This window comes from Microcella sp. (genome assembly GCF_046296455.1).
Lineage (GTDB): Bacteria > Actinomycetota > Actinomycetes > Actinomycetales > Microbacteriaceae > Microcella.
The window spans coordinates 11815-36063 of record NZ_JBKBLF010000009.1; the positions used below are offsets into that span (position 1 = coordinate 11815).

The following is a 24249-nucleotide window of genomic DNA, read 5'->3' on the forward strand; positions in this document are numbered from 1 at the left end:
GGCGGTCCGTCGCATCCAGCGACGCTCCGTGCCATGAGGCCCGGGGCGTCGTTCTTCTGTGTTGCCCATCAACACGGCTCCCACCGCGGGGGAGCAGAGCGCGACTCTTCGGGACCGGTCGGTCGAGCATCCACTCGCCGACCCACGACAGAAACGAACACCGAAGAGAATCGAAAGGATCATGCAGAAGATCTCGAAGACCCTCGCCAGTTGGGCGAGCATCCTCGACGAGAAGACGCTCGAGCAGGCGCGCACGACCGCGACCATGCCGTTCATCTACCCGCACCTGGCCCTCATGCCCGACGCCCACCTGGGGTTGGGCGCGACGGTCGGCTCGGTTATTCCGACGCTGCGGGCAGTCATGCCGGCGGCCGTCGGGGTCGACATCGGGTGCGGAATGATCGCCGTGCTGACCGACAAGACGGTCGACCAGCTGCCGGATGACCGCACTCCGTTGCGGCTCGCCATCGAGCGGGCCATTCCTCTGAGCGCGGGTGCGGCGAACAACCGCATTGTCGCAACGGCCGCGCCGCGAGTGGCCGAGCTCGAGGCGATGGCCGAGCGGGCCGGGTTCGACCCGGCGCAGCGGGCCGGCCGGTGGAAAGAGCAGCTCGGCACGCTCGGCAGCGGCAACCACTTCATTGAGGTGTCGGCCGACGAGCTCGACCGGGTGTGGCTGTTCTTGCACTCGGGCAGCCGGGGCGTGGGCAACAAGATCGCCCAGACCTACATCGACATCGCGAAGAAGCTCGCCGCGCAGTGGTTCATCTCACTGCCGGATGCCGACCTCGCGTACCTCGTGGAGGGCACCCCGGAGTTCAGCCGGTACATCGCCGAGCTTCGGTGGGCGCAGCACTACGCGCTGCTCAACCGGGAGGAGATGATGGACCGGGTCGTGCGGCAGTTCACCGAGTGGGTGGGCGGCGACGTCGCGCAGCTCGAGCGGATCAACTGCCACCACAACTTCACCCAGAAAGAGACCCACTTCGGCAAGGAGGTGTGGGTCTCGCGAAAGGGTGCGATCTCGGCGAAGGCCGGAGAGCTCGGGTTGATCCCCGGCTCGATGGGCACCGCGTCGTACGTCGTGGAGGGCACGGGCAACGCGATGGCGCTCGAGTCGTCGCCGCACGGAGCCGGACGGCTCTACTCACGGTCGGCGGCCCGGAAGACCTTCACGCAGGATCAGCTGCGGGAGGCCATGGTGGGCATCGAGTTTCGCGACACCGACGCCTTCATCGACGAGATTCCGCACGCGTACAAGCCGATCGACGAGGTGATGGCCGACGCGGCCGACCTGGTCACGATCCGGCACACGCTGCGGCAGCTCGTGAACGTGAAGGGCGACTGAGTGAAGCGCGACTGAGCACGCCGCCGGTCGTCTCGCTGCTTCGGCAGCGGGGCGGCCGGCGTCGTCGTGCTACAGCGGCAGGCAGAGGTGCGCCCACTGCCCGCCCGCGGTGGTTCCCCACTGCAGCAGGTTGACGACGGGCGAGCCGTCGGTGAGCGCGAAGACGTACTTGGCGTCGCTGTCGGGGTCGTCGACGGTGATGCGCGTCATCGGCCCGACACTGATGTCGTCATAGGCGTCGACGACGGCCGACGGGTAGGCCGCGAGCACCTCGGCCTCGGTCGATCCGACACCCACGCCCTCGGCGTTGCGCGGCATATCGCCCATCACTTCGCCGAACGCCTGGGTGTAGAAGAACGAGATTCCGGGGTCGACGCCCTCGGGGTCGGTGAAGGCGTAGGTGGCCGCGTCGGCACCGTGCGTCTCGACCTCGGCGTACCAGGGGCACTCGGCGATGCCCGTGATGGTCGCACCGAACTGCGTGCTGAATTCGGCGAAGTCGGCGGCGCTCAGCTGCCCGCCGCGAAAGTACGTGAAGCCGTAGTCGGCCAGCTCGGGCTCGGGGCTCGGCGTGACCGTCACGGTCACGGTCGGCACCGGCGTCTCGGCGGCGGGCGGCGCGGGCGTCGCGCACCCCGCGAGGGCGAGCAGCACGGCGGCGATCAGCCCGGTGGATGCGGTGCGCACGGTCATGCGGGGACTCTAGCCCCCGCGCACCCCTGCGCGATAGGGAGGATCCGGCCTATTCCCGTGCGGCGAACAGCGGAGCGCACGCCGCCGCGATCGCGTCGATATGACGGTCGTCGGTGCCGCAGCATCCCCCCATGATCGTCAGGGCCGGCAGCAGCGCGGTGAGCTCGCGATAGCGCTGGCCGAGATCGGCCGGGTCGCCCGCATCGAGCTCGTCGGCCTCGTCGAGCTCGGCATGGCTGAGCGTCGACGCGTTGGCCCGCACGCCGCGCAGCCGGGCGAGCGTCGGCGACCCCTCCTCGAGCGCCGGCATGAGGTGCGAGGGATGCGCGCAGTTGACCATGACGTACGCCGCGCCGGCGGCGGTCGCCGCGTCGAGCTCGGCGATGGCGTCGACGAGCCGCTGGCCGCTCGGCAGGTGGCCGTCGACCTCGACCGTGAAAGAGATCACCACGGCGGCACCGACGCTCACGGCTGCGCGAACGATGCCGATGGCCTCGTCGACGTTCGTGATCGTCAGCGCGGTGATCAGCTCGGCGCCGGCGTCGACGAGCGACTCGATCTGCTCGCGGTGGTACTGCTCGGCCTCGGTCGCGCTCATGGCGCTCGTCGGCGCGTAGCCGTCGCCGCGCGGGCCGAGGTTGCCGCTGATGACGATGGGCGCGCCCCCCGCGGCGTGCGCGGCCCGCACCCGCTGCAGCAGCTCGACCGCCGCGGCGTTGACCGCGCGCAGCGCCTCGGGGCTGTAGCCCAGCCGGTCGCCCCAGTCGGCGCTCGCCCGCCAGGTCGGCGTCTCGAGCACGATGCCGGTCGCATGCCGCTCGGCGATCTCGATGTACGAGCGGTAGTACTGCTCGAGGGCCGCCCGACCCACCTCGGTCTCGATGAGCGGAAACGCGGCGAAGTCGGGCAGCTCGAATCCGCCGTGAAAGATGAGCGTGGTCTCGAGGCCGCCGTCGGTGAGAAACAGGCGCGGCGCGAGCTGGGGCAGGGAAGCGGGTGCCGGCACGGTGACTCCTCGTTCGGTCGGGTCGACGCTCGGGGGTGAGCGGGTGCTGGCCCCCAGTGTGGCCCGCGAGGAGGTCGGCAGCAACCGACGGTTCGCGGTCGGCGCCCGCGCGGCGGGCCCCCGATCTCGGGATTGTGAGCCCGCACGACCGGTCGTACTCTCAGCCCTGTGCCGAGCAGCGGAGGGATCAGCGACGACACCTTCGCGAGCGTGCTGAGCGCGGCGCAGGCCGGGGCCGGGTGGGCCTGCACGCGCCTGTGGCGCGACCATGCTCCCGCCGTCGCCGCGTTCGCCACCGCGCGAGGATCGCGAGATTCAGAAGACCTGACGAGCGAGGTGTTCTTGGTCGTCTTCGATCGCCTGCGCGAATTCACCGGTGATGCCGCCGCCTTCCGCTCCTTCGTCTTCTCGATCGCATACCGCCGCCTCGTCGACGAGCTGCGGGTGCGCGGGCGGCGCGGCGAGCCGGTGCAGCTGATCGCCGAGGAGGACCCGCGCCGGGCATCCAGCGCCGAAGAGGATGCGCTCGAACGACTGGCGAGCGAGCGAACGGTGGCGCTGCTGGACTCCCTGGCTCCTGACCAGCGCGACGTCATGATGCTGCGCATCGTCGCCGATCTCACTGTCGAGCAGGTCGCCGTCGTGCTCGGTAAGCGCGAGGGTGCGGTGAAGGCGCTGCAGCGCCGAGCGCTCGTGCAGCTGCGAAAAAACTTTGCCGAACCCCGTACCCCTGCGGGCCCCGCCGACGATAGCGATTAGTGAGATGAGCAAGAGAATCGACGACACGGAGGCCGAGCAGCTGCTGGCCGGGATGACCCCCGCGGGTCGCCCGGAGCTTCGCGACCTCGCAGACGCCCTCGGTTCGGTGCGGACGTCGGCGCTCGCCGTCGCCGCGCCGCAACCGAACGAGCGCCTGGTCGCGCGACTGGAGGGGCAGGCGCTCGCGCCCATCTCGATCACCGGCGTCGCTGATGTGGCGACGCCGTCGACAGCCGGTACGGCATCGCACGCGGTGCGCCGACCGGCGTTCATCGAAGGGGTGCGCAGCATGATGGAGTGGATCTCGGGCGTGAGCCTGACATCGAAGATCGCGATCGGCATGGGGGTTGTCGTGTTCGGGGTGACCGGGGTGGGCGCTGCTGGCGCGCTGCCCGGCCCGGCGCAGTCGGCCTTCGACACGATCGTCTCGACCGTGACGGGCTCAGAACCCGAGGTCGATGACGACCCCGCGCCGTTCGTCGACGACGAGTCCGATGTCGATGACGACCCGGTGCGGCAGGAGGAGAACGAGGTCGAGGTCGACGACGACCCCGAGTCGTCGACCGACGATGACGAGGGCGAGGTCGACGACGACCCCGTGCGTCACGACGACGACGATGAGGCCGAAGTCGACGACGACCCCGTGCGTCACGACGATGACGACGAGGGCGAGGTGGATGACGACCCCGTGCGCGACGGCGATGACGACGAGGGCGAGGTCGATGACGATCCGGCTCCTGAGGGCGACGACGAGCCCGAGGTCGACGACGACCCGGCGCCGGAGACCGAAGAAGACTGATCCGTCGCGCCGCGGCCCCGCGCAGCTCAGCGCCGCCGGGGCCGCGGGTGCGTCGTGGCTATTCGCGCAGTCGCACGAGGTGGATCTGCGTCGATTCGTCGAGTTCCACGATGTTGGCGCGAGACTTGACGAACTTCGAGAAGCTGCTGTACCCGAGCGCCTTCTCATTGAAGGCCGGGTCGAGGCGCTTCATCTGGTTCTTGAGAGCCGAGGCATGCGCCCAATCGGCGTCGTCCGCTTCGTGCACGAGCCGCAGAGCACGAACGAGGAGGGCGCTCGCAGCGCGCTTCGAGGTCGCGGTCTCGGCGAGAGCGGTGTCGTTGGCGGGCTCGGTGACCACGGCGGTGGTTGACGCACGGCGTGGCGCCTTGGTCGCGGCAACCGCCTCTCCGGGCACGACGACGAGGTCGGCCACGATGTGGGCGGCCGGCCGGATGCCCGGCAGCGAGTCGTAGTCGGCGTACTCGTTGCACGCCGCCGCGAGCGACTTGCTCGTGCCGCCGGCCACACCGATGCCGACGATGTACCGGCCGAGCCGCTTGGCCCGCTGCGCGAGGGCGATGTAGTCGCTGTCGCCCGCGGCGATGACGACGTGCGTGATGTCGGGCAGGCGGAAAAGGTCTTCGACCACGTCGACCGAGAGGCGGATATCGGCGCCGTTCTTCATCTGCTGCGTCGCGGGGAAGAGCTGGGTCAGGTCGACCGCGCGCTCCATGAGCTGCCCCTGGTAGGTGGCGTTGACGCCCACCGACCAGTCGGCGTAGGCGCGCGAGAGCACGATCGTGCCGAACGACGAGGCGAAGTCGAGGATCGCGCTGATGTCGACCGTCGCGTGCCGCACCTTGTCTCTCTGCTCGGCGCTCGCATCCGACAGCCCCGGCGCGAGCTTGTAGACGTTGTCTTTGCGCCAGGCGCTGCGGCCGTGCACCTGGTCGTAGCGCGAGATGACGATGTTGTCGAAGTCGATGTAGACCGCCACGCGGTTCTCGGCCGATTCGGCCATGGGTCGCCTCCTTCTGGATCGGGACCCGGTCGCCCCCATCCTGTCAGCCTCGGCCCCCGAACGCGGGAGTGGGCACCGATGGTGTGCGGTGTTCGGATTGCGAATAGACGTCACGCTCGCTCGCTACCGCGCGCGCGCTGCAGGTCTACCGTTCGGGTGAGTGCAGCAACCATGAAGGGGGGGTGCATGACTGAGCCGTGGCTGTGGCCGTTCAGCGGCGCGTACGGCATCGCCGTCGTCGGCGTGATGGGGCTCGCACTGCTTCTCGCGCGCCGATGGCCGCTCGCGGGCCGTCGGGTCGCTCTCCTGCTCGTGGCCCTCACCACCGTGGCCTATCTCACCTGGCGCCTTGTCGAGACGATCCCGACCGGTTCGTGGCCGTCGACCGTGGCGGGCATTCTTCTCATCACGGCGGAGATCGTGGGGGCCGTGCAGGTCATCGCGACGATCGCCACCGGCTGGCGGCGCAGTCCTCCCGTGCGATCGCGCACCCTCGCCACGACCGGGGCGAGCGAACTGCCGACCGTCGACGTCTTCATCACGACCTACGACGAGTCGGTATCGGTGCTCGAGCCGACCCTCGCGGGCGCGATGGGTATGCGCTACCCCGGCCAGTTCACGGTTTACCTGTGCGATGACGGCAGCCGCGCATCCATTCGCGAGCTCGCTGAGCGCTACGGCGCCGTGCACCTGACGCGCACAGAGCACCAGCACGCCAAGGCCGGCAACCTCAACAACGCGCTCTCGTTGACGACGGGCGACCTTGTCGTCACGCTCGACGCCGACATGATCCCGCGCGCGAACTTCCTCGAGGAGACCGTCGGGTACTTCGACGACCCGCGCATGGCCTACGTGCAGGCACCGCAGGCGTTCCACAACGAAGACCCGTTCCAGTACAACCTGTTCTCGGGCCGCTCGCTGCCCAACGAGCAGGACTACTTCATGCGCAGCATGCAGCAGGGCAAGGCGGCCTACAACGCCGTGATGTACGTGGGCAGCAACACCGTCTTCCGGCGCTCAGCGCTCGAGTACATCGGCGGCTTCGCCACGGGGGTCATCACGGAGGACATGGCGACGGGCATGCTGCTGCAGGCGGCTGGCTACCGGAGCGAGTTCGTTCCGCAGGTGATCGCCGCAGGGCTCGCACCCGAGAGCTTCGCGACGCTGCTGACGCAACGCACCCGCTGGAGCCGCGGCAACATCCAGACGGCCCGAAAGTGGAACCCTGCGACCCTGCCCGGACTGTCGTTCATGCAGCGCTGGCTCTACATCGACGGCATCATCTACTGGCACTTCGGCATTCTCAAGATGGTCTTCGTCATCGCGCCGCTGCTGTACCTGCTGGGCGGCATCACGGTCGTCGACGCCGATGTGCCGTCGGTGCTCGTTATGTGGCTGCCCTACTTCGTCACCTCGATGTGGGGCATGAAGCTCATCTCGGGCGGACGCCGCAGCGCGCTGTGGACCCACGTCTACGAGACCGCGATGGCGCCCACCGTCGCGCTCGCCGTGATCGCCGAGTGGGTGGGTCTGAGCAACAAGGCCTTCGCCGTCACGCCGAAGGGCGTCTCGAGCGGCAGCCTGAACTTCCGGCTCGGCATCGCCGCCCCGAACATCGCGCTCGTGCTGCTGTCGGTGCTGGCTCTGCTCAACGCGTGGTGGTGGTCGGCCGACCGCTACAGCGTCGACGCGCTGCTCATCACCTCGTTCTGGACCCTCTACAACATCGTCGGCCTCACGATGGCCGTGCTCGTGTGCCTCGAACGCCCTCGGCACCGTCGCTCCGAGCGCACCGAGGTGCAGGTTCGCGCCACTGCAGCGTTGTGGCGGGGGGATGCTCGGCCGGCCCGCGTCGTCGATCTCAGTTCGGGCGGCGCCCGGGTCGTCGTGCCGTGGCCGGTGGATGGTGATCGCTCGTTCACCCTCAACGCTCCGAGGGCGCAGCCGCAGCTCGAGATCGTCGACGTCGGCGCGGTGCCCGGAGTCGTGCGCTGGGCCTCGGAGGAGCCGTCAGGACTGATGGTGGGGTTCGAGTTCTCGAACCCCACACCGACGCACATGATCGGCGTCATGCGCCACATCACCGATTCGCCGACGTGGGTGCGCAGCGATCGTGAAGACGCCGCCCGTGTCTGGGGAGCGGCGAGTCGCACGCTCGTGGGTGCCACGCAGCGGGTGCGCCCGTGGCAGCGCTCGGAACCGAGACTCGAGACTCGCGGCATCGCGGTTGTAAGTCGGGGCGACGAGGTCGAGCGCGTTCATCTCGAAGACCTGAGTTTCGGCGGGTGCCGGATTCGCGTCAGTGCCGGCATGACCCTTGTCGTGGGAGACAGCCTGCTGATCGACTTGAGCGAGTCGCACCTCGACGACTCGACGATCGCTGCGCCGCGGACAGCGACCGTGCGCTGGATCGAGAACCGTGGTGCTCGCCACATCGCTGGCCTGAAGTTCGAACCGGTAGCCGCTTCGCAGAAGGTGACTCGATGACCGACTCAACGCTCGACCCGCACACCCCGGCGGTGACGCGCCCGGTTCCGACCGGTCTCGCTCCCGAGGTCTCGCCCCTGCTGCTGGCGCGCGCGCTCGAGACCGTGAGCGAGGGCTCGCTCATCACCGATGCGCACCGCAACACCATCTATAGCAACTCGGCGTTCACCTCGATCACCGGCTACCGGCAAGACGAGATCGTGGGCACGAACTGCCGCTTCCTCCAGGGCCCGCAAACCTCGCCCGAGACGATTCAGCACATCCGCGACGCGCTGAGCGCGGGCACGGTTTTCCAGGGAACGATCTTGAACTACCGCAAAGACGGGTCGACATTCTGGAACCACCTCACGATCACACCGCTGTTCGATGACGAGGGTCAGGTCACCAACTTCGTCAGCGTTCAGCGTGACGTCACCGACAGCGTCGAGGAGCGCGAACGGCTTTCCCACGCGGCCAGCCACGACCCCTTGACAGGCCTGCCGAATCGGGAGGGCACGCGACGACTGCTCCGTCGCAGCCTCACCTCGGCTGATGAGAGCGGTGCAGTGGTGGCGGTCGGCTTGCTCGACCTCGACCACTTCAAGGCAATCAATGACGACCACGGGCACCCGGCTGGTGATGAGGTGCTGATCGAGCTGGGGGCTCGCATTCGTGGGGCCCTGCGACGCAACGATCACGTCGCACGCCCCGGCGGAGACGAGTTCGTGCTCATCGTCGCCGACCTCGATCCCGACCGGGCAACGCAGCAGTTCGCCGATGTGGCACGCCGGATCCGGGCTGAGATCGTGCGACCTATGACTCTGTCTGGCGGCGTTGAGGTGGCGATCACGACCAGCATGGGCGTCGCGATGTACCCGACCGACGGCGTCGACAGTCGCTCGCTCTACGCCGCGGCCGATCGCGCCCTGTACACGGCGAAGGAGCGCCGGGGTGCGGTGGACTGGTACGAATTGGCGACGCCCGCACCCTCAGCGCCGCCGACGATGCCGACGGACGCGACCGCCGAGGAGCGATTCGACTACCAGGGTGCGCCGGCGCATCACGTCGAGGGCACGCTCACGATGTTCATGCAGCCCATCGTCGACCTGCAGACGGGGAGCGTGACGCAGTTCGAGGCGCTCGCGCGCATCCGTCGCCCCGACGGCTCGCTCCTTATGCCCGACCAGTTCTTGCCGAACTACACGCCCGAACAGTTGCACGAGGTGTTCTGGATCGGCATCCACAACGCGCTCGACTGGGTCGCCCGCTGGCAGGAACGGGGCCACGAACTGAGCGTGTCGGTCAACGTCCCTCCCGAGCTGTTCGCATCGCCTGACAGTGCTCAGCTCGTCATCGATGCCCTCGAGTTGACAGGGGTCGACCCGAGCAGGCTCAGCCTCGAGCTTCTTGAGACGCGCGAGATCGAGCTCAGCGCGAGCGATGAGGCGATCGATGAGTTGGTGCGGCTCGGGGTCAAGCTGCACCTCGACGACATCAGCTCGGGATACAGCACCTTGAAGCGCGTGACCGAACTGCCCTTCGACGTCATCAAGATCGATCGGCACATCTTCGACAACATCCACACCCGCGCCCTGCACGTCATCACGGTGCTCGCCGCGATCACCAAGCTCGGGGCCGACTTCGGCTACGGCGTGACGGTCGAGGGCATCGAGAACCGCGAGCGCCTAGAGGTGAGCGCGGTGCTCGGAGCGCACTTCGGTCAGGGGTACCTTTTCGCGCGGCCCATGCCGCCGGAGGATGTCGTGGACTGGATTGAGTCGGTGTCTGTCCCGGTGGTCGCCGACCGCATCACGACCGCGCTCGGGGCGCTCGCCTACCACTGGAGTCGGATGCGGGGGGACGGCTCCCAGCATCCGCCGCGCGAGAGGTGCCCGCTCACCGCCTTCTTCGCGGGCGCCGACCGGCAGATCTCTGAGGTTCACGACCGGATGCACGACGACCCGGAGGGCAACGCCGAGGCGGCCACGCTCCTGACGTCATGGCTGATGGAGGAGGCAGCGGGCCGTCACTGAGGCGCGCCGATCACGGCTGCGGGTCGAGCGCGTCGTAGTCGCGCAGGCTGCGGTACACGCGCAGAAACACCGCGCAGACGACGATGATGATCAGCCCGCCGAGCAGGGGAGGGAACCATAGCAGCAGCGTGAGGCTGAGCGCGCCCATGTAGAGGTCGCCGACGCGCGGTCCGCCGTTGACGACGACCGTGAAGAGGCCCTGCAGGCGCCCGCGCATGACGTCGGGCACAGCGGCCTGGATCATGGTGGTGCGGTAGATCATGCTCACCGAGTCAGAGGCGCCCGAAAGCGCGAGCAGCACCGAGGCGATGACGAGCGCCGGCACGTTGGCCTCGGTGATGTCGGTGCCCACCTCGATCGGCAGCACCGCGGTGACGAGCAGCAGCGCCCCGAAGAGCAGGATGCTCGCGCCGTATGCCGCGACCGCGATCACCATGCCCTTTCCGTGCGCGCGCACCGCGGCGACGCGACCCGACAGCAGGCCCAAGACGAGCATCCCGACCGCCCCGGCCGACGAGAGGATGCCCACCGTGACGGCCCCGCCGCCGATGAGCAGGGCGCCGATGGCGGGAAAGAGCACGCGCGGGTTGCCGAAGGTCATGGCGACGATGTCGAGCACGAACGAGGCGCGAATATTCGGCGCGACCCGCAAGAACCGCCAGCCCTCGACGATCGAGCGCAGGTCGGCTCGGCGGCGATCGCCCTCGGGGATCATCGCGGGCAGCGTGTAGAGGCCGTAGAACGCGGCGAGAAACAGCACGACGTCGACCGTGTAGGTGACGCTGAAGCCCAGGTAGGCCACGGCGAGTCCGGCGAGGGCGGGGCCGACGGTCAGCTGCACGCCCGCACTGATGCCGCCGAGCGCACCGGCGGCGGGCAGCAGCTCGAGGCGCACGAGGCGCGGCACCATCGCCTGGCGGGCGACCTGCACCATGACGGCGGCCACCGAGTTGACGGTGATGAAGGCGTAGAGCGGCCAGATGTCGGGCACGCCGAGCCAGCTGTAGAGGGCGATGGCGGCGGTCGAGCCCCACGCGGCGAAGGCTGCGACGAGAGCCACGCGGCGGCGGTCGAAGCGGTCGGCGAGTGCGCCGCCGTACAGGCCGAAGATGATCATGGGCCCGAGTGCGAAGGCTGCGACGAGCGAGACGGCGAGGGTCGACGCGGTGCGGTCGTAGATGTCGAGGCCGACCGCGACGATGGTCATCTGGCTGCCGATACCGGTGATCGCGGCCCCCGCCCACATGCGGGCGAAGGCGGGGCTCTCTCGCAGCGGGCGCAGGTCGACGAGGTGGCCGCGGCGCGCGGCGGCAGGAGCAGTCACAGTAGCTCCAAGCTACGCGTTTTTTGAGCTATCGAGACACTGTCTCAGCAATTTCGGCGTACCGAACGCCCGTCAGTCGCTCCGAGGCATCCCACAGCAGCACGGCCGCGGTCGCGTCGCGCGCACCGCGCGGCAGGCGGGCGGGGGCCGGCAGGCCGCGCACCTCGAGAAAACCGTTCGGCCCGTAGTACCCGCCGGGAGTCGCCTTCGGGCTCGTCGCCGCGTAGAGCGAGGGCAGGATCCCCGTGTCGACACCCTGCATGAATCGGGCCGTGCGGCGCTGCTGGGCCGGGCTCGGCGCGCGCCCGTCGCGCGGGCCCGTCGTCTGCAGGTTCGTCGCCGTGCCGCCCGGGTGCGCCGCGGTGCTCGTGACGCCCCAGCCGTTGAGCGTGCTCAGGCGCTGCAGCTCGCGCGCGAAGACCAGGTTGGCGAGCTTCGAGAGCCCGTAGGCGCCCCAGGCGCTGTAGCTCTTCTCGGCCTGCAGGTTGTCCCACTGCCAGCGCCCGGCGTTGGCGGCGAGACTGCTCGTCGAGACGACGCGCGGGGCCTCGGCGCGCTGCAGGGCCGGCAGCAGCAGGCCCGTGATCGCGAACGGCCCGAGGTGGTTGCTGCCGAACTGCAGCTCGAAGCCGTCGGCCGTCTCGCGGCGGTCGGGCACGGCCATGATGCCGGCGTTGTTGATCAGGATGTCCACCGCGCGATCCTCATCGAGCAGGCTCTGCGCGGCCGAGCGCACGCTCGCGAGCGAGGCCAGGTCGAGGTCGAGCAGGCGCAGGTGCGCATCCGGAATCTGCGCCTGCAGCTCGGCGAGCGCACGCTCGCCCTTCTCGCGGTTGCGCACGGCCATGACGACCTCGGCCCCCGCGGCGGCGAGGCGGCCGGTGAGGCCGAAACCGAGGCCGCTATTGGCGCCCGTGACGACGGCCAAGCGGCCCGTCAGGTTCGGAACGGTCGTGTCGAGGGCGGTGCGGGGCATGGGGTCTCCGTCGTCAGGATGAGTGCTGTCATCTCATCATTCGGAGCCCGGCCCGACCTGGGAGCGGTCGGTGCGCCGACCCACCGCCGACCCAGTGCCGACTCAGTGCCGACTCACCGTCGCGGGCGCTCCATCGCGCTCGGCCCGACGGCCGTCGCGAGCCACGCGCCGACGGGCTCGCCCGCGCTCCAGATCGCGGACACCCGGGCCGCGGCGTCGTCGACCGGGTGGGGCAGGCGACCGAACACCTCGACGCCCTTCCAGCGCAGCCAGGCGATGCGCGGGTGGTCGCGCGGCACCCCGCGCGGGGCTGTCGCGAGCGGCTCGGGGTACCCGCTCTTCAGGGTGCCGCCCGCGGCCTGCGCCGCCGATACCGCGCGCACGAAGTGCTCGCCGCGCTCGTCGAGCAGCGCGGCCCGCCACTGCGCCAGCTGATCGGGCGCGAGGTAGGGCATTCCGCTCGAGGCGAGTACGCCGCGCGCATCGAGCTGCAGGTAGCGCCCCGTGCCGTCGGGCTCGATGCGCAGGGCGCCGATGAACGTCTTGAGCACGCCCTTCTCGGCCGAGAACCGCGTGTCGTGGTGGGGGCGGTACACCTTCCACGCGGCGGTGTCGGGGTCGACCGCGCCGAGCAGGGCGAGAAAGGGCGCGCGCACCTCGTCGGCGTAGCGCTGCTTCTCGCGCGCCCAGAACTCGCGCGAGTTGTCGGCCGCGGCGCGCTCGAACCACGACCCCGCGGCGGCTAGATTGTGACTCATCATGTGTCACATCGTAGAAGTGACACACATCGAGTCACAACTGGGAGAATGCCGTGGATGCTCGCATCGCCCGCACGCGCGAATCGGTGCTCGCGGCCGCGCGCGCGGTGCTGCTCGACGAGGGTCTCGTCGCCATCACGCCCACGCGCGTGGCCGAGGTCAGCGGCGTCGCCCGGCGCACGATCTACCGGCACTGGCCGAACGCCGACGAGCTGCTGCACGACGCCCTGGCGAGCGCGAGCTTTCCGACCTACGCGCGCACGGGCCGGCTCACGACGGATGTTCGCGCCCACCTCGAGCAGCTGCGCGACGCCCTGCAGCACGGCCCGCTCGCCACGATCCTGCTCGCCCTCGGAGAGCGTGCGGCCGTCGATGACGGCATGCGCGCGCTGCGCGCGCGGCTCGTCGAGCAGGGCTGCGCCCCGCTGCGGGCGCTGTTCGTCGAGCACGGCGTCGCAACCGCCGAGGTCGACGACCTCGTGCTCGAACTCGAGGGGCCCATCATGACGAGCGTGCTCGTGCACGCCCGCCCCGCCTCCGACGCGCTCATCGCCCGCCTCGTCGAGCGCGTCGCGCCGCTCGGGCCCCCGCCCGCGCGGCACAATTGAGCGCCCGAGCTCGACAAGGAGCCTGCCGATGACCACGCTCGACCCCCGCCGCCTCGCCTGGGAGGCCCGCACGTCGTCGACCCTCGCCGTGCTCGGGCTGCTGTTCCTCGCCGCCTACTCGGCCTGGGTGCTCGTAACCGAGCCCGAGCCCTGGCTCGTCATCCTGCTCGCCGTCGTGGTCGTGGGCACGTGGATCGTGTTCGCCGTCGACATGGTCGCGCGCACGGCGCTGAGCGAGCGCGGGCGGCGCGTGCGCTTTCTGCTGACCCACCCGCTCGATGTGCTCGCGCTCTTCGTGCCCCTCTTCCGCGCCCTGCGCGTCGCGGGCCTGCTGCGGTACATCCCCGTGCTGCGGGGCCGCTCGGGCGCGGCGGTGCGCGGCTCGGTCGTCGCTCACGCGCTCGTCTACGCCGTCGTCTACGTCTACGTCATCGCCCTCGCGACTCTGCAGGTCGAGCGCGATGCGCCCGAGGCGACGATCGTCACCTTCGGCGACTCGCTCTGGTGGGCGGTCGTCACGCTCGCGACGGTCGGCTACGGCGACACCTACCCCGTGACGGGCACGGGACGCTTTCTCGCCGTGCTGCTCATGGGCGGCGGCATCGTCATCGTCGGCACGGCCTCGGCGATCGTCGTGTCGTACATCACCGAGCGGGTCGGCAACCAGCGCGGGCCGACCGAGCCTCACTCGCCGAGCAGCGCGTCCTCTGAGGCGTAGTCGAACCAGCCCTCGGCGCCGTAGCGCGCGAGGCCGGGAATCCGCTCGCGCCAGTCGGCGTCGGCGACGGCCTCGAGCATCCACTCGATCGCCGGCCCGATCGTCGCGCGGTGACTGCCGATGGGCACGTAGCCCAGCTGCTCGCGCGCCGCCTGCATGCTGAGCACGACCGGCACAGGAACCGACCACGGGGTCTGCCCCACGCCGCTCTCGGGCCCGCCCGCGCCGCGCGGCAGCAGGTCGAACTCGGCGCTGTGGCCCAGGTGGGCGAAGACGGCCTGCCCGATCTCGAGCACCGTCGGGGCCGGTTCGTCGACGGCGTTGAGCACGCGGCGGCCCGGATGCTCGCCCGCGAGCCGCACGAGCTCGGCGATCACGGCCGTCGCCGAGGTCGCGAACCGGCTCTCGCCGCGGTCGATCAGGGGCACCCGGCGCCGGCCGTCGAGCGCGCGCTTGATGAAGTACCACTCGCGCAACGCGGGCGAGCCGGGGCCGTGGATGGCGCCCGGCCGCAGAATCGTGACGGGCAGGTCGTCGACCGCGAGCAGCGCCCGCTCCATCGCGGCCTTCTGCGGCGAGTAGCCCTCGACCTCGGCCGTGACGATCGGCTGGTCCTCGGTGACGGGCACCGCGAGACGCGGAAAGTCGTCGTCGCCCGTGGCGGCATCCATCCACGTGCCGTTGCTGCCGAGGTACACCGAGGCGGTCGAGATGACGACGAGCGATCCCACCTCGCCGGCGAGGGCCGTGTAAGCCGCCACGTCGCCCGGGGCGAAGGCGACGCAGTCGAGCACGAGGTCGTGGCCGCGCGCGGCGGCGGCCAGGGCATCCCCGTCGCCACGATCGAGCGGCAGCGACGCCGCGTGGCCGGCGAGATCGGCGGGCAGCGGGCGCGTTCCGCGGTGGGCGATCGTCACGCTCCAGCCGGCCGCCAGCAGCGCGCGCGCCGCCGCCGAGCCGATCTGCCCCGAGCCGCCGACGAGCAGAGCATTCTTCTGCATCCCGACACTCTAGGCGCTAGATTCGCAGGGTCCACTCGAGTCGAGGAGCCCCATGGCGACCACCCAGCCCCGCACCACGCAGCCGCTCAGCCGCAACCAGACGCAGAGCGCTCTCATCGCCGGCGCGGTCGCGCACACGATCTTCCAGACCGGCTGGTTCGCCTTCGGCATGTCGCTCGCGGCCCTCGTCGCGACGGCCCTGTTCGGCAACATCATCGGCACCATCACGCGCGGCCTCGGCGGCGACGACCCCAACGCGGTGCTGCGGGCCCTCGACGGCGGCTCTGACCTGCTGTTCTGGGTCGTGGTCTCGTTCCTTATCGGCAGCCTGATCCTCATCGGCCTCGCCATCCTGGTGAGCGGGTGGATGCTCTCGGCCGCGGGCCTGCGCGCCCCCTGGAAGGTCACGATGGCGGCCGTGGGCATCGCCGCGCTCGTCGACATCGCGCTGTTCTGGGTCTACGTCGGCCTTGCCAACCTGCTGACCGAGAGCCGCCTCGCGGGCCCCGTGCTGCTCACGCCCGTCATCGCGCTTGTCGGCGGGATTCTCGTCGGGTCGCTCATCTGGTGGTTCGTCGCCCTCGCTCAGCGCGAGAAGATCCCCGCCGTCGTGTCGGCGCCGGCCCCCGGCGCTGTGCCGCCCCCGGCTGCGAAGCCGGACGCGGGCAAGCCCGCGGTCGCCACGCCGGACGCGGCGACGCCGGCGGCCGCTAAGCCCGCTACCGCGAAGCCGACCGCCAAGGACTAGTCGAGCAGCTCGCCCAGCAGGACGGTCAGCTCGGCGCGCATCTGCGCGCTCGTGATCGTGCGCTCGCCGTCGCCCGCCTGCGGGCCGTAGTCGCCGAAGCTCGCGTGGTTCGCGCCCGCGATCGTGACGAAGCGGGTGTCGGCCGGCAGCATCCCCGCGTTCTGGTCGATGATCGCGGGGGTCGAGAGTGCGTCGTTCTCGCCCGCGATGCTGAGCACCTCGAGGCCCGCGCCGCTCAGGTCGTTGGCGCAGTAGCTGCCGAAGAGCACGAGGCCCTCGACCTCGGCGCCGGGCGTCATGAGGCACGCCCGCACACCCCCGAGCGAGTGCCCGCCCACGAACCAGCGGTCGACCTCGGGCGCGGCCGTCGTGAACTGGTCGAGGGTGCGCGTGTCGAAGAAGGCCAGGTTCAGGGTCGGCTCGGTGATGAGCACCGTCATGCCGTGCTCGTCGACCGCGCCACTGAGCTGCAGCATGTAGGCGTGCGCCTCGACGCGGGCCCCGGGCACGAAGACGAGACCGGTCGGGCTCGCGGGCAGATCGATCGCGTCGGCGGCGGGCGTCATGAGAATGCCCTCGTCGAGGTACTGCACCTCGACGTCGCCGTTCGCCCACACCTCGATGACGGGGCCGCGCTCGGCGCGGTACGGCGTGTTCGCCCAGATGAGGAAGCCGAGCACGACGAGCGCGAGGGCCGAGAGGGCGCCGAGGCCGATCGCCCGCACGCGGCGGCGGATGCGCCCGGCGGGGCGGTGGCGGCGGGAATCGACGGCGGCGTCAGCAGAGGTCATGCGCCATTATCCCGAGCAGACCTGGCACAATGGAGCCATCATGAACATTCTCGCCGTGGCCGTGTCGATCTTCCTCTTCGTGTCGTCGTTCGTGCTGTTCGCATACGCCTACGCGGTGCCCGAAGAGTTCGCCGCGATCGTGTTCTTCACGGGAATCATGTCGGCGTCGCTCTCGCTCGCCATCCCGTTCCACCTCATGGGTCGGCGCGACTCGCGCTGACGCCCTGGCCGCCGGCTCAGTGGTCGTCAGAATCCTGCCGCCTGTCAGGCGGTCTTGAGAATGTTCGCCGTGAAGTTCTCGAGGCGCTGACGCAGCCCCGCGCTGCGGCGCGCCACGAGCTCGTCGCGCATGAGGGTCAGCTCGCTCGTGCCCGGCACGATGCGGATCATGATCGAGCACGCCAGATCGGCGCAGATGTAGGTGCCGATCGAGTTGCCCTCGCGGCCGGCCTCGCCGCCGCGCGGTGCGCTGAACATGACCACCTGGGTCGAGGGCTGCGGCGTGTGGCACAGCGAGCACATCGCGCCGATGCCGGGCCGCAGCGCCGTGCTCGCGGCCCGCACGAGAATGCCGACGGGGCGGTCGTCGACCCAGTGCACGATGTAGCCGCGGGGCGAACCGGCCGGGTCGCGCCACCCCAGGTACTCCCGGTCGGCCCACACGGTCTCGTGCAGGCCCGGCAGGGGCATCCGCTCGATCTCGGCCTCGCTGGCGTTGACCATGCTGGCGCGGATCTGTTCGGCGGTGAGCTCTCTCATCGCCTCTCAGCGTACGTCACGCCCGCTGAGCGCTGCCGATAGGGTGTGCGTCATGCCCTCGTTGCCTCGGGCGCTGCGGCCGTTCGCGGCCGGCCAGTACCGCCTGCTCGCCACCGCCCTCGTGCTCTCGCTCTTCGGCACGGGCGTGTGGATCGTCGCCGTCGTCTGGCAGGTGATCGAGCTTGGCGGCACCCCGGTCGACCTCTCGATCGTCGCGACGGGCGGCAGCATCGGGCTCGTGCTCGCGGTGCTGTTCGGGGGAGTCGCCGCCGACCGCATTCCGCAGAAGCGCATCCTCGCCGCCGTCGAGAGCGTCAAGGCCGCCTCGGCCGCGGCCATCGCCGTGCTCGCCCTCACGGGCACGCTCGAGGTCTGGCACCTCGCTCTCGTCTCGTTGCTGCTCGGCGTCGCCGACGGCTTCTTCTACCCGGCGTACTCGGCCTGGCTGCCCGCGCTGCTGCCGGCCGACGACCTGCTCGCGGCCAACGGCATCGAGGGCGTGCTGCGCCCCACCCTCATGCAGGCGGCGGGGCCCGCGGCGGCGAGCGCGGCCATCGCCATCCTCTCGCCCGGCCTCGGATTCGCGATCGTCGCCCTGACGCAGGGCCTCGCCACCGTGCTGCTGGCCTGCATGCGCACCACGCCCGTGCGCCGCGAGGCCGACGCCGAGCCCGTGCACGCGCTGCGCGCGGTCTGGGTCGACGTGCGCGACGGCGTGCGGTACATGCTGCGCACGCGCTGGCTGCTCGCGACGCTGCTGTACTCGGCGTTGCTCGTGCTCGTGATCATGGGGCCGATCGAGGTGCTGCTACCCTTCGCGGTGCGCGACCAGACGGGGGGCGGCGCCGGGGCCTTCGCCCTCGCGCTCGCCGCCTTCGGCATCGGAGGAGCGCTCGGCTCAATCGTCGTCGCCTCGATGCGGCTGCCGCGGCGCTACCTGACCCTCATGATCGCGGCGTGGGGGCTCGGGTGCGCTCCGCTCGTGGTCATCGGCCTCACCGACCAGCTGTGGCTCATGGTCGTCGCCCTCTTCGTGTGCGGCGTGCTCTTCTCGGGCGCCACCGTCGTGTGGGGCACCCTGCTGCAGCGGCGCGTGCCCCCCGAGATGCTCGGGCGGGTGTCGAGCCTCGACTTCTTCGTCTCGCTCGCCTTCATGCCGATCTCGATGGCGATCGCCGGCCCGGTCGGCGAGCTCATCGGCATCCCCATCGCGTTCCTCGCCGCCGGGGCGATCCCCGTCGTGCTCGCCGCCCTCACCCTGCTGATCGCCCGGCTCGGGCCCGATGAGCTCGCTCACCCGCTGACCGACACCGAGATCGTCGCGACCACCGACACCGGCCCGATCGTCACGGGCCCGGGTGCCGCGAGCGGGCGGCAGCGCCCCGTCGACGAAGAGAACCCCGAGGCAGAGGGCACCGGCGCGTAGCCCTCGCGACACGTGCTGTTCACGACGCACAGGCGATGGTCGGCTCGCGTGGGGGCGATGCACTGCCCGCGCACGGGTGCCCACGGGGTGCGGGGGCGCACAGTGGGGGTACCCGATCGAGACCGCTCGGGCGGAAGCCTTTCGGCTTCTCCACGCACGTCATCAGAGATGAGATCCCCATGGCCACCATCGTCGAAACCGCCGTCAGCGCCGGTTCGTTCACCACTCTCGTCGCCGCCGTCGGTGCTGCCGGCCTCGTCGACACGCTCAACGGAGAGGGCCCGTTCACGGTCTTCGCCCCCACCGACGAGGCGTTCGCGGCGCTGCCCGCTGGCACCGTCGAGGGCCTGCTCGCCGACATCCCGACCCTCACGTCGATCCTGACGTTCCACGTCGTGCCGGGTGCCGTGCACGCCGCCGACCTGAGCAACGGCATGAAGGCCGCGACGGTCAACGGCGCCGAGCTCACGGTCGACCTGACCGACGGCGTGAAGATCAACGGCGCGACCGTCGTCACGGCCGACATCGTCTGCGACAACGGCGTCATCCACGTCATCGACGCGGTGCTGCTGCCGTAGAGCGCGACGACTCGCGCAACCTGCCGCCTTCGGGCGGACGGCGAACGGGGCGGTCCCTTTCGGGGCCGCCCCGTTCTGCATTCGAGGGGTCGGGGCGCGCAGCGCCCCGCATCCGGTGCTGACGCCTAGTCGGCCTGCAGCGCGAACTGCGCGTCGATCGTGATCGTCACGTCGTCGCCGAGCAAGAAGCCGCCGGTCTCGAGCGCGGCGTTCCAGTTGACCCCGAACTCGCTGCGGCTGATGACCGTGCTGCCGCTCGCGGCCGCCTTGACGTTCCCCCAGGGGTCGGTGGCGATGCCGCCGAACTCGCCCGTGATGGTGATGGGCTTGGTGACGCCGCGCAGCGTGAGCTCGCCGTCGAGCAGCAGGGCATCGCCCTCGACCCGCAGGCCGGTCGACACGAAGGTCAGGGTCGGAAACTCGTCGATCGCGAAGAAGTCGTTGGTGCGCAGGTGCGCGTCGCGCTCGGCGTTCTTGGTGTTGATCGACGCCATGTCGACGGTCACCGTGAGCTGCGACTCGAGGGGGTTCTCGGCGGCGACGACGGTGGCGTCGAAGGTCTCGAACACGCCCTTGACCTTGCTGATGGCCAGGTGGCGCACGCTGAAGCCGATCTCGGTGTGCGAGTGGTCGACGGTCCAGGTGCCGGTGCGGTAGCCGGGGATCGTGTCGGCGGTGAGGGCGGTCACGAGGGGTTCTCCTTCGTCGGTGGCGAGGTCGAGCCGGTCGGCTCTGAGACGTCGCGACACGGTGCGCAGCAATTCGATGCGAACGCATCGATGCGCGGCGACTCCTCGTGCAACGCGAGGGCGTCGTCGGTCTATTCCCCCTCGCGCGAAAATCGTCCGCATCGCGCGGTGAGGTTGACTAGGGGCGTGGATGCTCACCTCACCGCCCTGCTGCGCACCGACCTGCTCGCGGCCGGCTACACCGTCGACCGGCTGCGGCAGCTCTGGGGCGACGAGGCCGATGCGGCGCTCGCGCGGGGCGATCGCGTCGCGGCGAGCCGGGCGCTGCACGTCGCCCCCGAGTCGGCCGCGGCGACGCTCGCCCGGCTCTTCGTGCTCGGCGAGGCCGTGGACGATGCGGCGCTCGCGCGCGCCCTGCCCGCCCTCGGCACCGCGGGGGCCCGCGCGCTCGGGCTCGTCGACGAGCGGGGCCGCGCCCTGCTCGACCTGCGGCCCTACTCTGCGATCGACGCCGGGGGAGCGGTGCAGTGGTTCATCGCCTCCGACCTCGGCGAGCTCGCGCTGGGCGGCGCGCTGCCGCCCGATCACGTGCTCGGCGTCGGGGGTGCGTCGCTCACGCTCGCGACGCTCATCCCCACCGAGCCGGTCGACTCGGTGCTCGACCTCGGCACCGGGTGCGGCATCCAGTCGCTGCACGCCGCCCGCCACGCGCGCCGCGTCGTCGCGACCGACATCTCGGCGCGCGCCATCGACCGCGCGCGCCTCACGCTGGCCCTCAACGGCGTCGAGGCGGTCGAGCTGCGGCAGGGCGACCTGTTCGCGCCGGTCGCGGGCGAGCGGTTCGACCGCATCGTGAGCAACCCGCCCTTCGTCATCACGCCGCGGCGCGCGGGCGTTCTGGTGTACGAGTACCGCGACGGCGGACGGGTCGGCGACGCGATCGTCGAGCAGGTCGTGCGCGGGGTCGCCGACCACCTGCACCCCGGCGGCACCGCGCACCTGCTCGGCAACTGGGAGTACCGCGACGAGCTCGGGGGCGACGGCCTCGCGCGCGTGCGTCGCTGGATCACCGAGTCGGGGCTCGACGGCTGGGTCGTCGAGCGCGAGCGGCAGAGCCCGGCCGAGTACGCCGCCACCTGGATTCGCGACGGCGGCACGCGCGTCGGCAGCCCAGAGTACGCCGCGCTCGCCGGCGAGTGGCTCGACGACTTCGCGGCACGCGGGGTGACCGCCGTCGGCTTCGGCTATATCGTGCTGCGGCGGCCGTCGGCGCCGGATGCGGTGCGCCTGCTGCGCACCGAGGTGCTCGGCTCGCCGCTCGGCGGCACGCCCTCCGGCTTGGGCGACCACCTGCTCGCGGGCCTGCGCGCCCACGACCGCATCGCCGCGCTCGACGACGCGGCGCTCGGCGCCTTGCGCCTCGAGGTCGCTCCCGATGTCACCGAAGAGCGCCACTACTGGCCGGGCGAGGAGAACCCCACGGTCATCCGGTTGCGGCAGGGCGGCGGCTTCGCGCGCACGATCGAGGCCGATGCCGCGCTCGCCGGTCTCGTCGGCGCGAGCGACGGCGAGCTGACGGTGCACGAGATCGTGGGCGCCCTCGCCGACCTGCTCGAGGTCGACGAGGGCGCCCTGCGCGCCGAGCTGCTGCCGCTCGTGCGCGATCTGATCGTGACGGGGCTGCTCAGCCCTGCGACGGCGTCGCCCGCCGCAGGATGACCCAGGCCGCGAGTGCGCAGAACGCGGTGATGATGAGGCTCCACGCCGCCGAGCCGAGCACGCCCGCCGCGGCGAGGAAGGCGCCCACCTGCTGCCAGGCCTGCAGCCAGGTCACGAGGGCCGCGCCGCCGATGCCGATGAGCACGAGCCCCGCCCAGAAGACGTACATGCCCATGGCCTTCCAGCGCACGTACACCGCGGCCGTGGCGGCGCCGATGCCGAAGAACAGCAGGAAGGCGAGGATGCTGAACCCGAATCCCTGCACCCAGTCGGCCCGCCAGAGCTCATCGATCGAGAAGAAGCTCAGGCCCAGCCCCCAGCCGCCGGTCGCGCGCTCGAGCACGGCCCCCGTGGCGAGCAGTGCCGCGTACCCGATCGAGAGCACGACCGCGAACACGCCGAAGCCCAGCAAGAAGTCGCGGCGCGTGCTGCCGTAGCCGAGCGCGAGCGGGAAGGCCTGGTTCACGGTCTGCACCGCGACGACGAGCATGTACACGAAGAGGAAGAAGACGCCGCCGTTGACGGAGGTCGCCATCTCGCCCTCGGGCGGGATGCTCGCGCGCACGATTCCCCAGACAGCCAGGTTCATGAGCACGATGACGGTGAGAATGAGCAGCGGCGTGTAGATCGCCGTCCACGGGTTCGCGAACAGCAGGCGCACGACGGTGCCGATGCGCGCGACGAGCGGTCGAGCCGTCATCGTCAGGGGAGTGGTGGTCGTGGTCATCGCGAGACCTCCTCGTGCTCGGTGGGGGTGCCGCCGGTCTGGCGGATGATGAGCTGCTGCAGCGACACGGGCCCGACCTCGAGGCCCGCGGCACGGGCGTCACGCGTGACCTGCTCGGTGATGCCCGCGACGGTCGCGCTGACGAATCCGCCCAGGCGCTCGCGGTGGATCACCTCGAGGCCCGCGACCGCGCGGTCGACGGCCTCGGCCGGGCCGGCGATGGTGGCGGCGTGGGCGCGCAGGGCATCCACGGGCGAATCGATCAGCACTCGGCCGGCGTCGATGACGATCGCGTGCTCGAGCAGATCGGCGACCTCGTCGATGAGGTGGGTCGAGAGGATGACGGTGCGGGGATGCTCGGCGTAGTCGGCAAGCAGGCGGTCGTAGAAGGCCTGCCGCGCGATCGCATCGAGGCCCAGGTAGGGCTCGTCGAAGATCGTGATCGGGGCGCGCGAGGCGAGGCCGACGATGATGCCGACGCTCGACAGCTGCCCGCGCGAGAGCTTCTTGATGCGGCGGTCGACGGGCAGACGGAACTCGGCCACGAGCTCGCGGGCGAAGGCGGCATCCCAGTGCGGGAAGAAGCCCGGGGCCGCCGCGAACACGTGCTTCGGCTTGAAGTCGTCGGGGTAGCGCTGGCTCTCTTTGATGAAGCACGTGTGCTGCAGCACGCGCGGGTTCTCGACGGGGCTCTCGCCCGCCACGGTGATCGAGCCGCTGCTCGCGAACTCCTGCCCCGTGAGCAGGTGCATGAGGGTGGTCTTGCCCGCGCCGTTGCGGCCGAGCAGGCCCGTGATGGTGTCGCGCTCGAGCGTGAAGTCGACGCCGTCGACGGCCGTGATGCCGCGATAGTGCTTCGTGAGGCCGCGCGCCTCGACGATGGTGGTCATGGGGTGCCCTTTCGGATCATCTCGATGAGGTGGTCGGTGGTGAGGCCCAGCGCACGCGCTTCGACGACGAGCGGCTGCACGTACTCGGCGGCGAACCGCTCGCGGCGCTCGTCGAGCAGGCGAGCCCGCGCGCCCTCGGCGACGAACATGCCGATACCCCGGCGCTTGTAGAGCACGCCCGCGTCGACGAGCAGGGCGATGCCCTTGAGTGCCGTGGCCGGGTTGATGCGGTGGAACGCCGCGAACTCGTTCGTCGAGGGCACTTGGGCGCCCTCGGCGAGCGAGCCGTCGATGATCTGGTTCTCGATCAGCTCGGCGATCTGGAGGAAGATCGGTCGACCGTCGTCCACGCGAGCCTCCCTTCTGTGTTGGTTACTTAGTCAAGTAACTAGCCAGAGAAGTCGAGGCCTGTCAAGCGGCGCGGCCGCGG

At 70.6% G+C, this 24249-nt stretch carries 25 protein-coding genes; 12 read left to right on the forward strand and 13 right to left on the reverse strand.

Annotated elements, in window-relative coordinates; all coding sequences use genetic code 11:
- Positions 1-181: 181 nt before the first annotated feature.
- Positions 182-1348: an RtcB family protein gene (locus ACK4HH_RS06280; RefSeq protein WP_409649626.1), complete on the forward strand. Its 1167-nt coding sequence runs from the start codon at positions 182-184 to the stop codon at positions 1346-1348.
- A gap of 69 nt (positions 1349-1417) precedes the next feature.
- Here ACK4HH_RS06280 and ACK4HH_RS06285 read toward each other — a convergent pair whose 3' ends face one another.
- Positions 1418-2041 (reverse strand): hypothetical protein, encoded by a 624-nt coding sequence (locus ACK4HH_RS06285; RefSeq protein ID WP_409649629.1) that lies wholly within the window; start codon positions 2039-2041, stop codon positions 1418-1420.
- Positions 2042-2090: 49 nt separating this feature from the next.
- Positions 2091-3047: a homocysteine S-methyltransferase family protein gene (locus ACK4HH_RS06290; protein ID WP_409649632.1), complete on the reverse strand. Its 957-nt coding sequence runs from the start codon at positions 3045-3047 to the stop codon at positions 2091-2093.
- 168 nt (positions 3048-3215) lie between these two features.
- Here ACK4HH_RS06290 and ACK4HH_RS06295 point away from each other — a divergent pair, with 168 nt between their 5' ends.
- The gene (locus ACK4HH_RS06295; RefSeq protein WP_409649635.1) at positions 3216-3806 is read left to right on the forward strand and encodes an RNA polymerase sigma factor; all 591 of its coding nucleotides are present in this window, start codon (positions 3216-3218) and stop codon (positions 3804-3806) included.
- 4 nt (positions 3807-3810) lie between these two features.
- The gene (locus ACK4HH_RS06300) at positions 3811-4605 is read left to right on the forward strand and encodes a hypothetical protein (RefSeq protein ID WP_409649638.1); all 795 of its coding nucleotides are present in this window, start codon (positions 3811-3813) and stop codon (positions 4603-4605) included.
- 58 nt (positions 4606-4663) lie between these two features.
- On the opposite strand, the gene ACK4HH_RS06305 is transcribed toward ACK4HH_RS06300, so the two are convergent.
- Positions 4664-5608, reverse strand: a complete 945-nt coding sequence (locus ACK4HH_RS06305; protein WP_409649641.1) for an NYN domain-containing protein — start codon at positions 5606-5608, stop codon at positions 4664-4666.
- Between the two features lie 186 nt (positions 5609-5794).
- Here ACK4HH_RS06305 and ACK4HH_RS06310 point away from each other — a divergent pair, with 186 nt between their 5' ends.
- A complete protein-coding gene (locus tag ACK4HH_RS06310) occupies positions 5795-8095 on the forward strand; it encodes a glycosyltransferase (RefSeq protein WP_409649644.1) in 2301 nt (766 codons plus the stop codon).
- Positions 8092-10107: a putative bifunctional diguanylate cyclase/phosphodiesterase gene (locus ACK4HH_RS06315; protein WP_409649647.1), complete on the forward strand. Its 2016-nt coding sequence runs from the start codon at positions 8092-8094 to the stop codon at positions 10105-10107. The genes ACK4HH_RS06310 and ACK4HH_RS06315 overlap by 4 nt, the downstream gene beginning before the upstream one ends.
- A gap of 10 nt (positions 10108-10117) precedes the next feature.
- Here ACK4HH_RS06315 and ACK4HH_RS06320 read toward each other — a convergent pair whose 3' ends face one another.
- The 3 genes from ACK4HH_RS06320 to ACK4HH_RS06330 form a co-directional block, all read right to left on the reverse strand.
- Complete coding sequence (locus ACK4HH_RS06320; RefSeq protein WP_409649650.1) at positions 10118-11431, reverse strand: MFS transporter; 1314 nt, start codon at positions 11429-11431, stop codon at positions 10118-10120.
- 28 nt (positions 11432-11459) lie between these two features.
- A complete protein-coding gene (locus ACK4HH_RS06325; RefSeq protein ID WP_409649652.1) occupies positions 11460-12407 on the reverse strand; it encodes an SDR family oxidoreductase in 948 nt (315 codons plus the stop codon).
- Positions 12408-12520: 113 nt separating this feature from the next.
- Positions 12521-13168 carry a DUF2461 family protein gene (locus ACK4HH_RS06330; RefSeq protein WP_409649655.1) on the reverse strand — a complete coding sequence of 216 codons (648 nt, stop codon included), beginning with the start codon at positions 13166-13168 and terminating at the stop codon, positions 12521-12523.
- A 50-nt stretch (positions 13169-13218) separates the two neighbouring features.
- On the opposite strand from ACK4HH_RS06330, the gene ACK4HH_RS06335 reads away from it, so the two are divergent.
- Together ACK4HH_RS06335 and ACK4HH_RS06340 are read left to right on the forward strand one after the other, a co-directional pair.
- Positions 13219-13773 (forward strand): TetR/AcrR family transcriptional regulator, encoded by a 555-nt coding sequence (locus ACK4HH_RS06335; RefSeq protein WP_409649658.1) that lies wholly within the window; start codon positions 13219-13221, stop codon positions 13771-13773.
- Between the two features lie 28 nt (positions 13774-13801).
- Entirely contained in the window at positions 13802-14491 is a 690-nt protein-coding gene (locus ACK4HH_RS06340) for a potassium channel family protein (protein WP_409649661.1), read from the forward strand.
- Here ACK4HH_RS06340 and ACK4HH_RS06345 read toward each other — a convergent pair.
- Positions 14458-15492: an NAD-dependent epimerase/dehydratase family protein gene (locus ACK4HH_RS06345; protein WP_409649664.1), complete on the reverse strand. Its 1035-nt coding sequence runs from the start codon at positions 15490-15492 to the stop codon at positions 14458-14460. The two genes, ACK4HH_RS06340 and ACK4HH_RS06345, sit on opposite strands and share 34 nt — an antisense overlap.
- Positions 15493-15544: 52 nt before the next feature.
- On the opposite strand from ACK4HH_RS06345, the gene ACK4HH_RS06350 reads away from it, so the two are divergent.
- On the forward strand, positions 15545-16240 hold the full coding sequence (locus ACK4HH_RS06350; protein WP_409649667.1) for a hypothetical protein: 696 nt from the start codon (positions 15545-15547) through the stop codon (positions 16238-16240).
- Here the strand turns inward: ACK4HH_RS06350 and ACK4HH_RS06355 are convergent.
- On the reverse strand, positions 16237-17031 hold the full coding sequence (locus ACK4HH_RS06355; RefSeq protein ID WP_409649670.1) for an alpha/beta hydrolase: 795 nt from the start codon (positions 17029-17031) through the stop codon (positions 16237-16239). The two genes, ACK4HH_RS06350 and ACK4HH_RS06355, sit on opposite strands and share 4 nt — an antisense overlap.
- Here ACK4HH_RS06355 and ACK4HH_RS06360 point away from each other — a divergent pair.
- On the forward strand, positions 17030-17251 hold the full coding sequence (locus ACK4HH_RS06360; RefSeq protein WP_409649673.1) for a hypothetical protein: 222 nt from the start codon (positions 17030-17032) through the stop codon (positions 17249-17251). The two genes, ACK4HH_RS06355 and ACK4HH_RS06360, sit on opposite strands and share 2 nt — an antisense overlap.
- A gap of 44 nt (positions 17252-17295) precedes the next feature.
- Here the strand turns inward: ACK4HH_RS06360 and ACK4HH_RS06365 are convergent, their stop codons facing one another.
- On the reverse strand, positions 17296-17790 hold the full coding sequence (locus ACK4HH_RS06365) for an FBP domain-containing protein (protein ID WP_409649676.1): 495 nt from the start codon (positions 17788-17790) through the stop codon (positions 17296-17298).
- 52 nt (positions 17791-17842) lie between these two features.
- Here ACK4HH_RS06365 and ACK4HH_RS06370 point away from each other — a divergent pair, with 52 nt between their 5' ends.
- On the forward strand, positions 17843-19216 hold the full coding sequence (locus tag ACK4HH_RS06370; protein ID WP_409649679.1) for an MFS transporter: 1374 nt from the start codon (positions 17843-17845) through the stop codon (positions 19214-19216).
- A gap of 179 nt (positions 19217-19395) precedes the next feature.
- The gene (locus ACK4HH_RS06375) at positions 19396-19794 is read left to right on the forward strand and encodes a fasciclin domain-containing protein (RefSeq protein WP_409649682.1); all 399 of its coding nucleotides are present in this window, start codon (positions 19396-19398) and stop codon (positions 19792-19794) included.
- Between the two features lie 125 nt (positions 19795-19919).
- Here the strand turns inward: ACK4HH_RS06375 and ACK4HH_RS06380 are convergent, their stop codons facing one another.
- On the reverse strand, positions 19920-20483 hold the full coding sequence (locus ACK4HH_RS06380; RefSeq protein WP_409649685.1) for a YceI family protein: 564 nt from the start codon (positions 20481-20483) through the stop codon (positions 19920-19922).
- Between the two features lie 186 nt (positions 20484-20669).
- Here ACK4HH_RS06380 and ACK4HH_RS06385 point away from each other — a divergent pair, with 186 nt between their 5' ends.
- The gene (locus ACK4HH_RS06385; protein ID WP_409649688.1) at positions 20670-22202 is read left to right on the forward strand and encodes a methyltransferase; all 1533 of its coding nucleotides are present in this window, start codon (positions 20670-20672) and stop codon (positions 22200-22202) included.
- Here the strand turns inward: ACK4HH_RS06385 and ACK4HH_RS06390 are convergent.
- The 3 genes from ACK4HH_RS06390 to ACK4HH_RS06400 are packed head-to-tail and all read right to left on the reverse strand — an operon-like array spanning position 22168 to position 24169.
- Entirely contained in the window at positions 22168-22929 is a 762-nt protein-coding gene (locus tag ACK4HH_RS06390; protein WP_409649692.1) for an ABC transporter permease, read from the reverse strand. The genes ACK4HH_RS06385 and ACK4HH_RS06390 overlap by 35 nt on opposite strands.
- Positions 22926-23819, reverse strand: a complete 894-nt coding sequence (locus ACK4HH_RS06395; RefSeq protein WP_409649695.1) for an ABC transporter ATP-binding protein — start codon at positions 23817-23819, stop codon at positions 22926-22928. Before ACK4HH_RS06395 ends, ACK4HH_RS06390 begins: the two co-directional genes overlap by 4 nt.
- Positions 23816-24169 (reverse strand): GntR family transcriptional regulator, encoded by a 354-nt coding sequence (locus ACK4HH_RS06400; protein ID WP_409649698.1) that lies wholly within the window; start codon positions 24167-24169, stop codon positions 23816-23818. The genes ACK4HH_RS06395 and ACK4HH_RS06400 overlap by 4 nt, the downstream gene beginning before the upstream one ends.
- Positions 24170-24249 lie beyond the last annotated feature (80 nt).

Coding starts and splice junctions, on each gene's coding strand:
- ACK4HH_RS06280 (WP_409649626.1), top strand. CDS start 182: ATGCAGAAGATCTCGAAGACCCTCGCCAGTTGGGCGAGCATCCTCGAC.
- ACK4HH_RS06285 (WP_409649629.1), bottom strand. CDS start 2,041: ATGACCGTGCGCACCGCATCCACCGGGCTGATCGCCGCCGTGCTGCTC.
- ACK4HH_RS06300 (WP_409649638.1), top strand. CDS start 3,811: ATGAGCAAGAGAATCGACGACACGGAGGCCGAGCAGCTGCTGGCCGGG.
- ACK4HH_RS06305 (WP_409649641.1), bottom strand. CDS start 5,608: ATGGCCGAATCGGCCGAGAACCGCGTGGCGGTCTACATCGACTTCGAC.
- ACK4HH_RS06310 (WP_409649644.1), top strand. CDS start 5,795: ATGACTGAGCCGTGGCTGTGGCCGTTCAGCGGCGCGTACGGCATCGCC.
- ACK4HH_RS06315 (WP_409649647.1), top strand. CDS start 8,092: ATGACCGACTCAACGCTCGACCCGCACACCCCGGCGGTGACGCGCCCG.
- ACK4HH_RS06325 (WP_409649652.1), bottom strand. CDS start 12,407: ATGCCCCGCACCGCCCTCGACACGACCGTTCCGAACCTGACGGGCCGC.
- ACK4HH_RS06330 (WP_409649655.1), bottom strand. CDS start 13,168: ATGATGAGTCACAATCTAGCCGCCGCGGGGTCGTGGTTCGAGCGCGCC.
- ACK4HH_RS06340 (WP_409649661.1), top strand. CDS start 13,802: ATGACCACGCTCGACCCCCGCCGCCTCGCCTGGGAGGCCCGCACGTCG.
- ACK4HH_RS06345 (WP_409649664.1), bottom strand. CDS start 15,492: ATGCAGAAGAATGCTCTGCTCGTCGGCGGCTCGGGGCAGATCGGCTCG.
- ACK4HH_RS06350 (WP_409649667.1), top strand. CDS start 15,545: ATGGCGACCACCCAGCCCCGCACCACGCAGCCGCTCAGCCGCAACCAG.
- ACK4HH_RS06360 (WP_409649673.1), top strand. CDS start 17,030: ATGCGCCATTATCCCGAGCAGACCTGGCACAATGGAGCCATCATGAAC.
- ACK4HH_RS06355 (WP_409649670.1), bottom strand. CDS start 17,031: ATGACCTCTGCTGACGCCGCCGTCGATTCCCGCCGCCACCGCCCCGCC.
- ACK4HH_RS06365 (WP_409649676.1), bottom strand. CDS start 17,790: ATGAGAGAGCTCACCGCCGAACAGATCCGCGCCAGCATGGTCAACGCC.
- ACK4HH_RS06370 (WP_409649679.1), top strand. CDS start 17,843: ATGCCCTCGTTGCCTCGGGCGCTGCGGCCGTTCGCGGCCGGCCAGTAC.
- ACK4HH_RS06375 (WP_409649682.1), top strand. CDS start 19,396: ATGGCCACCATCGTCGAAACCGCCGTCAGCGCCGGTTCGTTCACCACT.
- ACK4HH_RS06390 (WP_409649692.1), bottom strand. CDS start 22,929: ATGACCACGACCACCACTCCCCTGACGATGACGGCTCGACCGCTCGTC.
- ACK4HH_RS06395 (WP_409649695.1), bottom strand. CDS start 23,819: ATGACCACCATCGTCGAGGCGCGCGGCCTCACGAAGCACTATCGCGGC.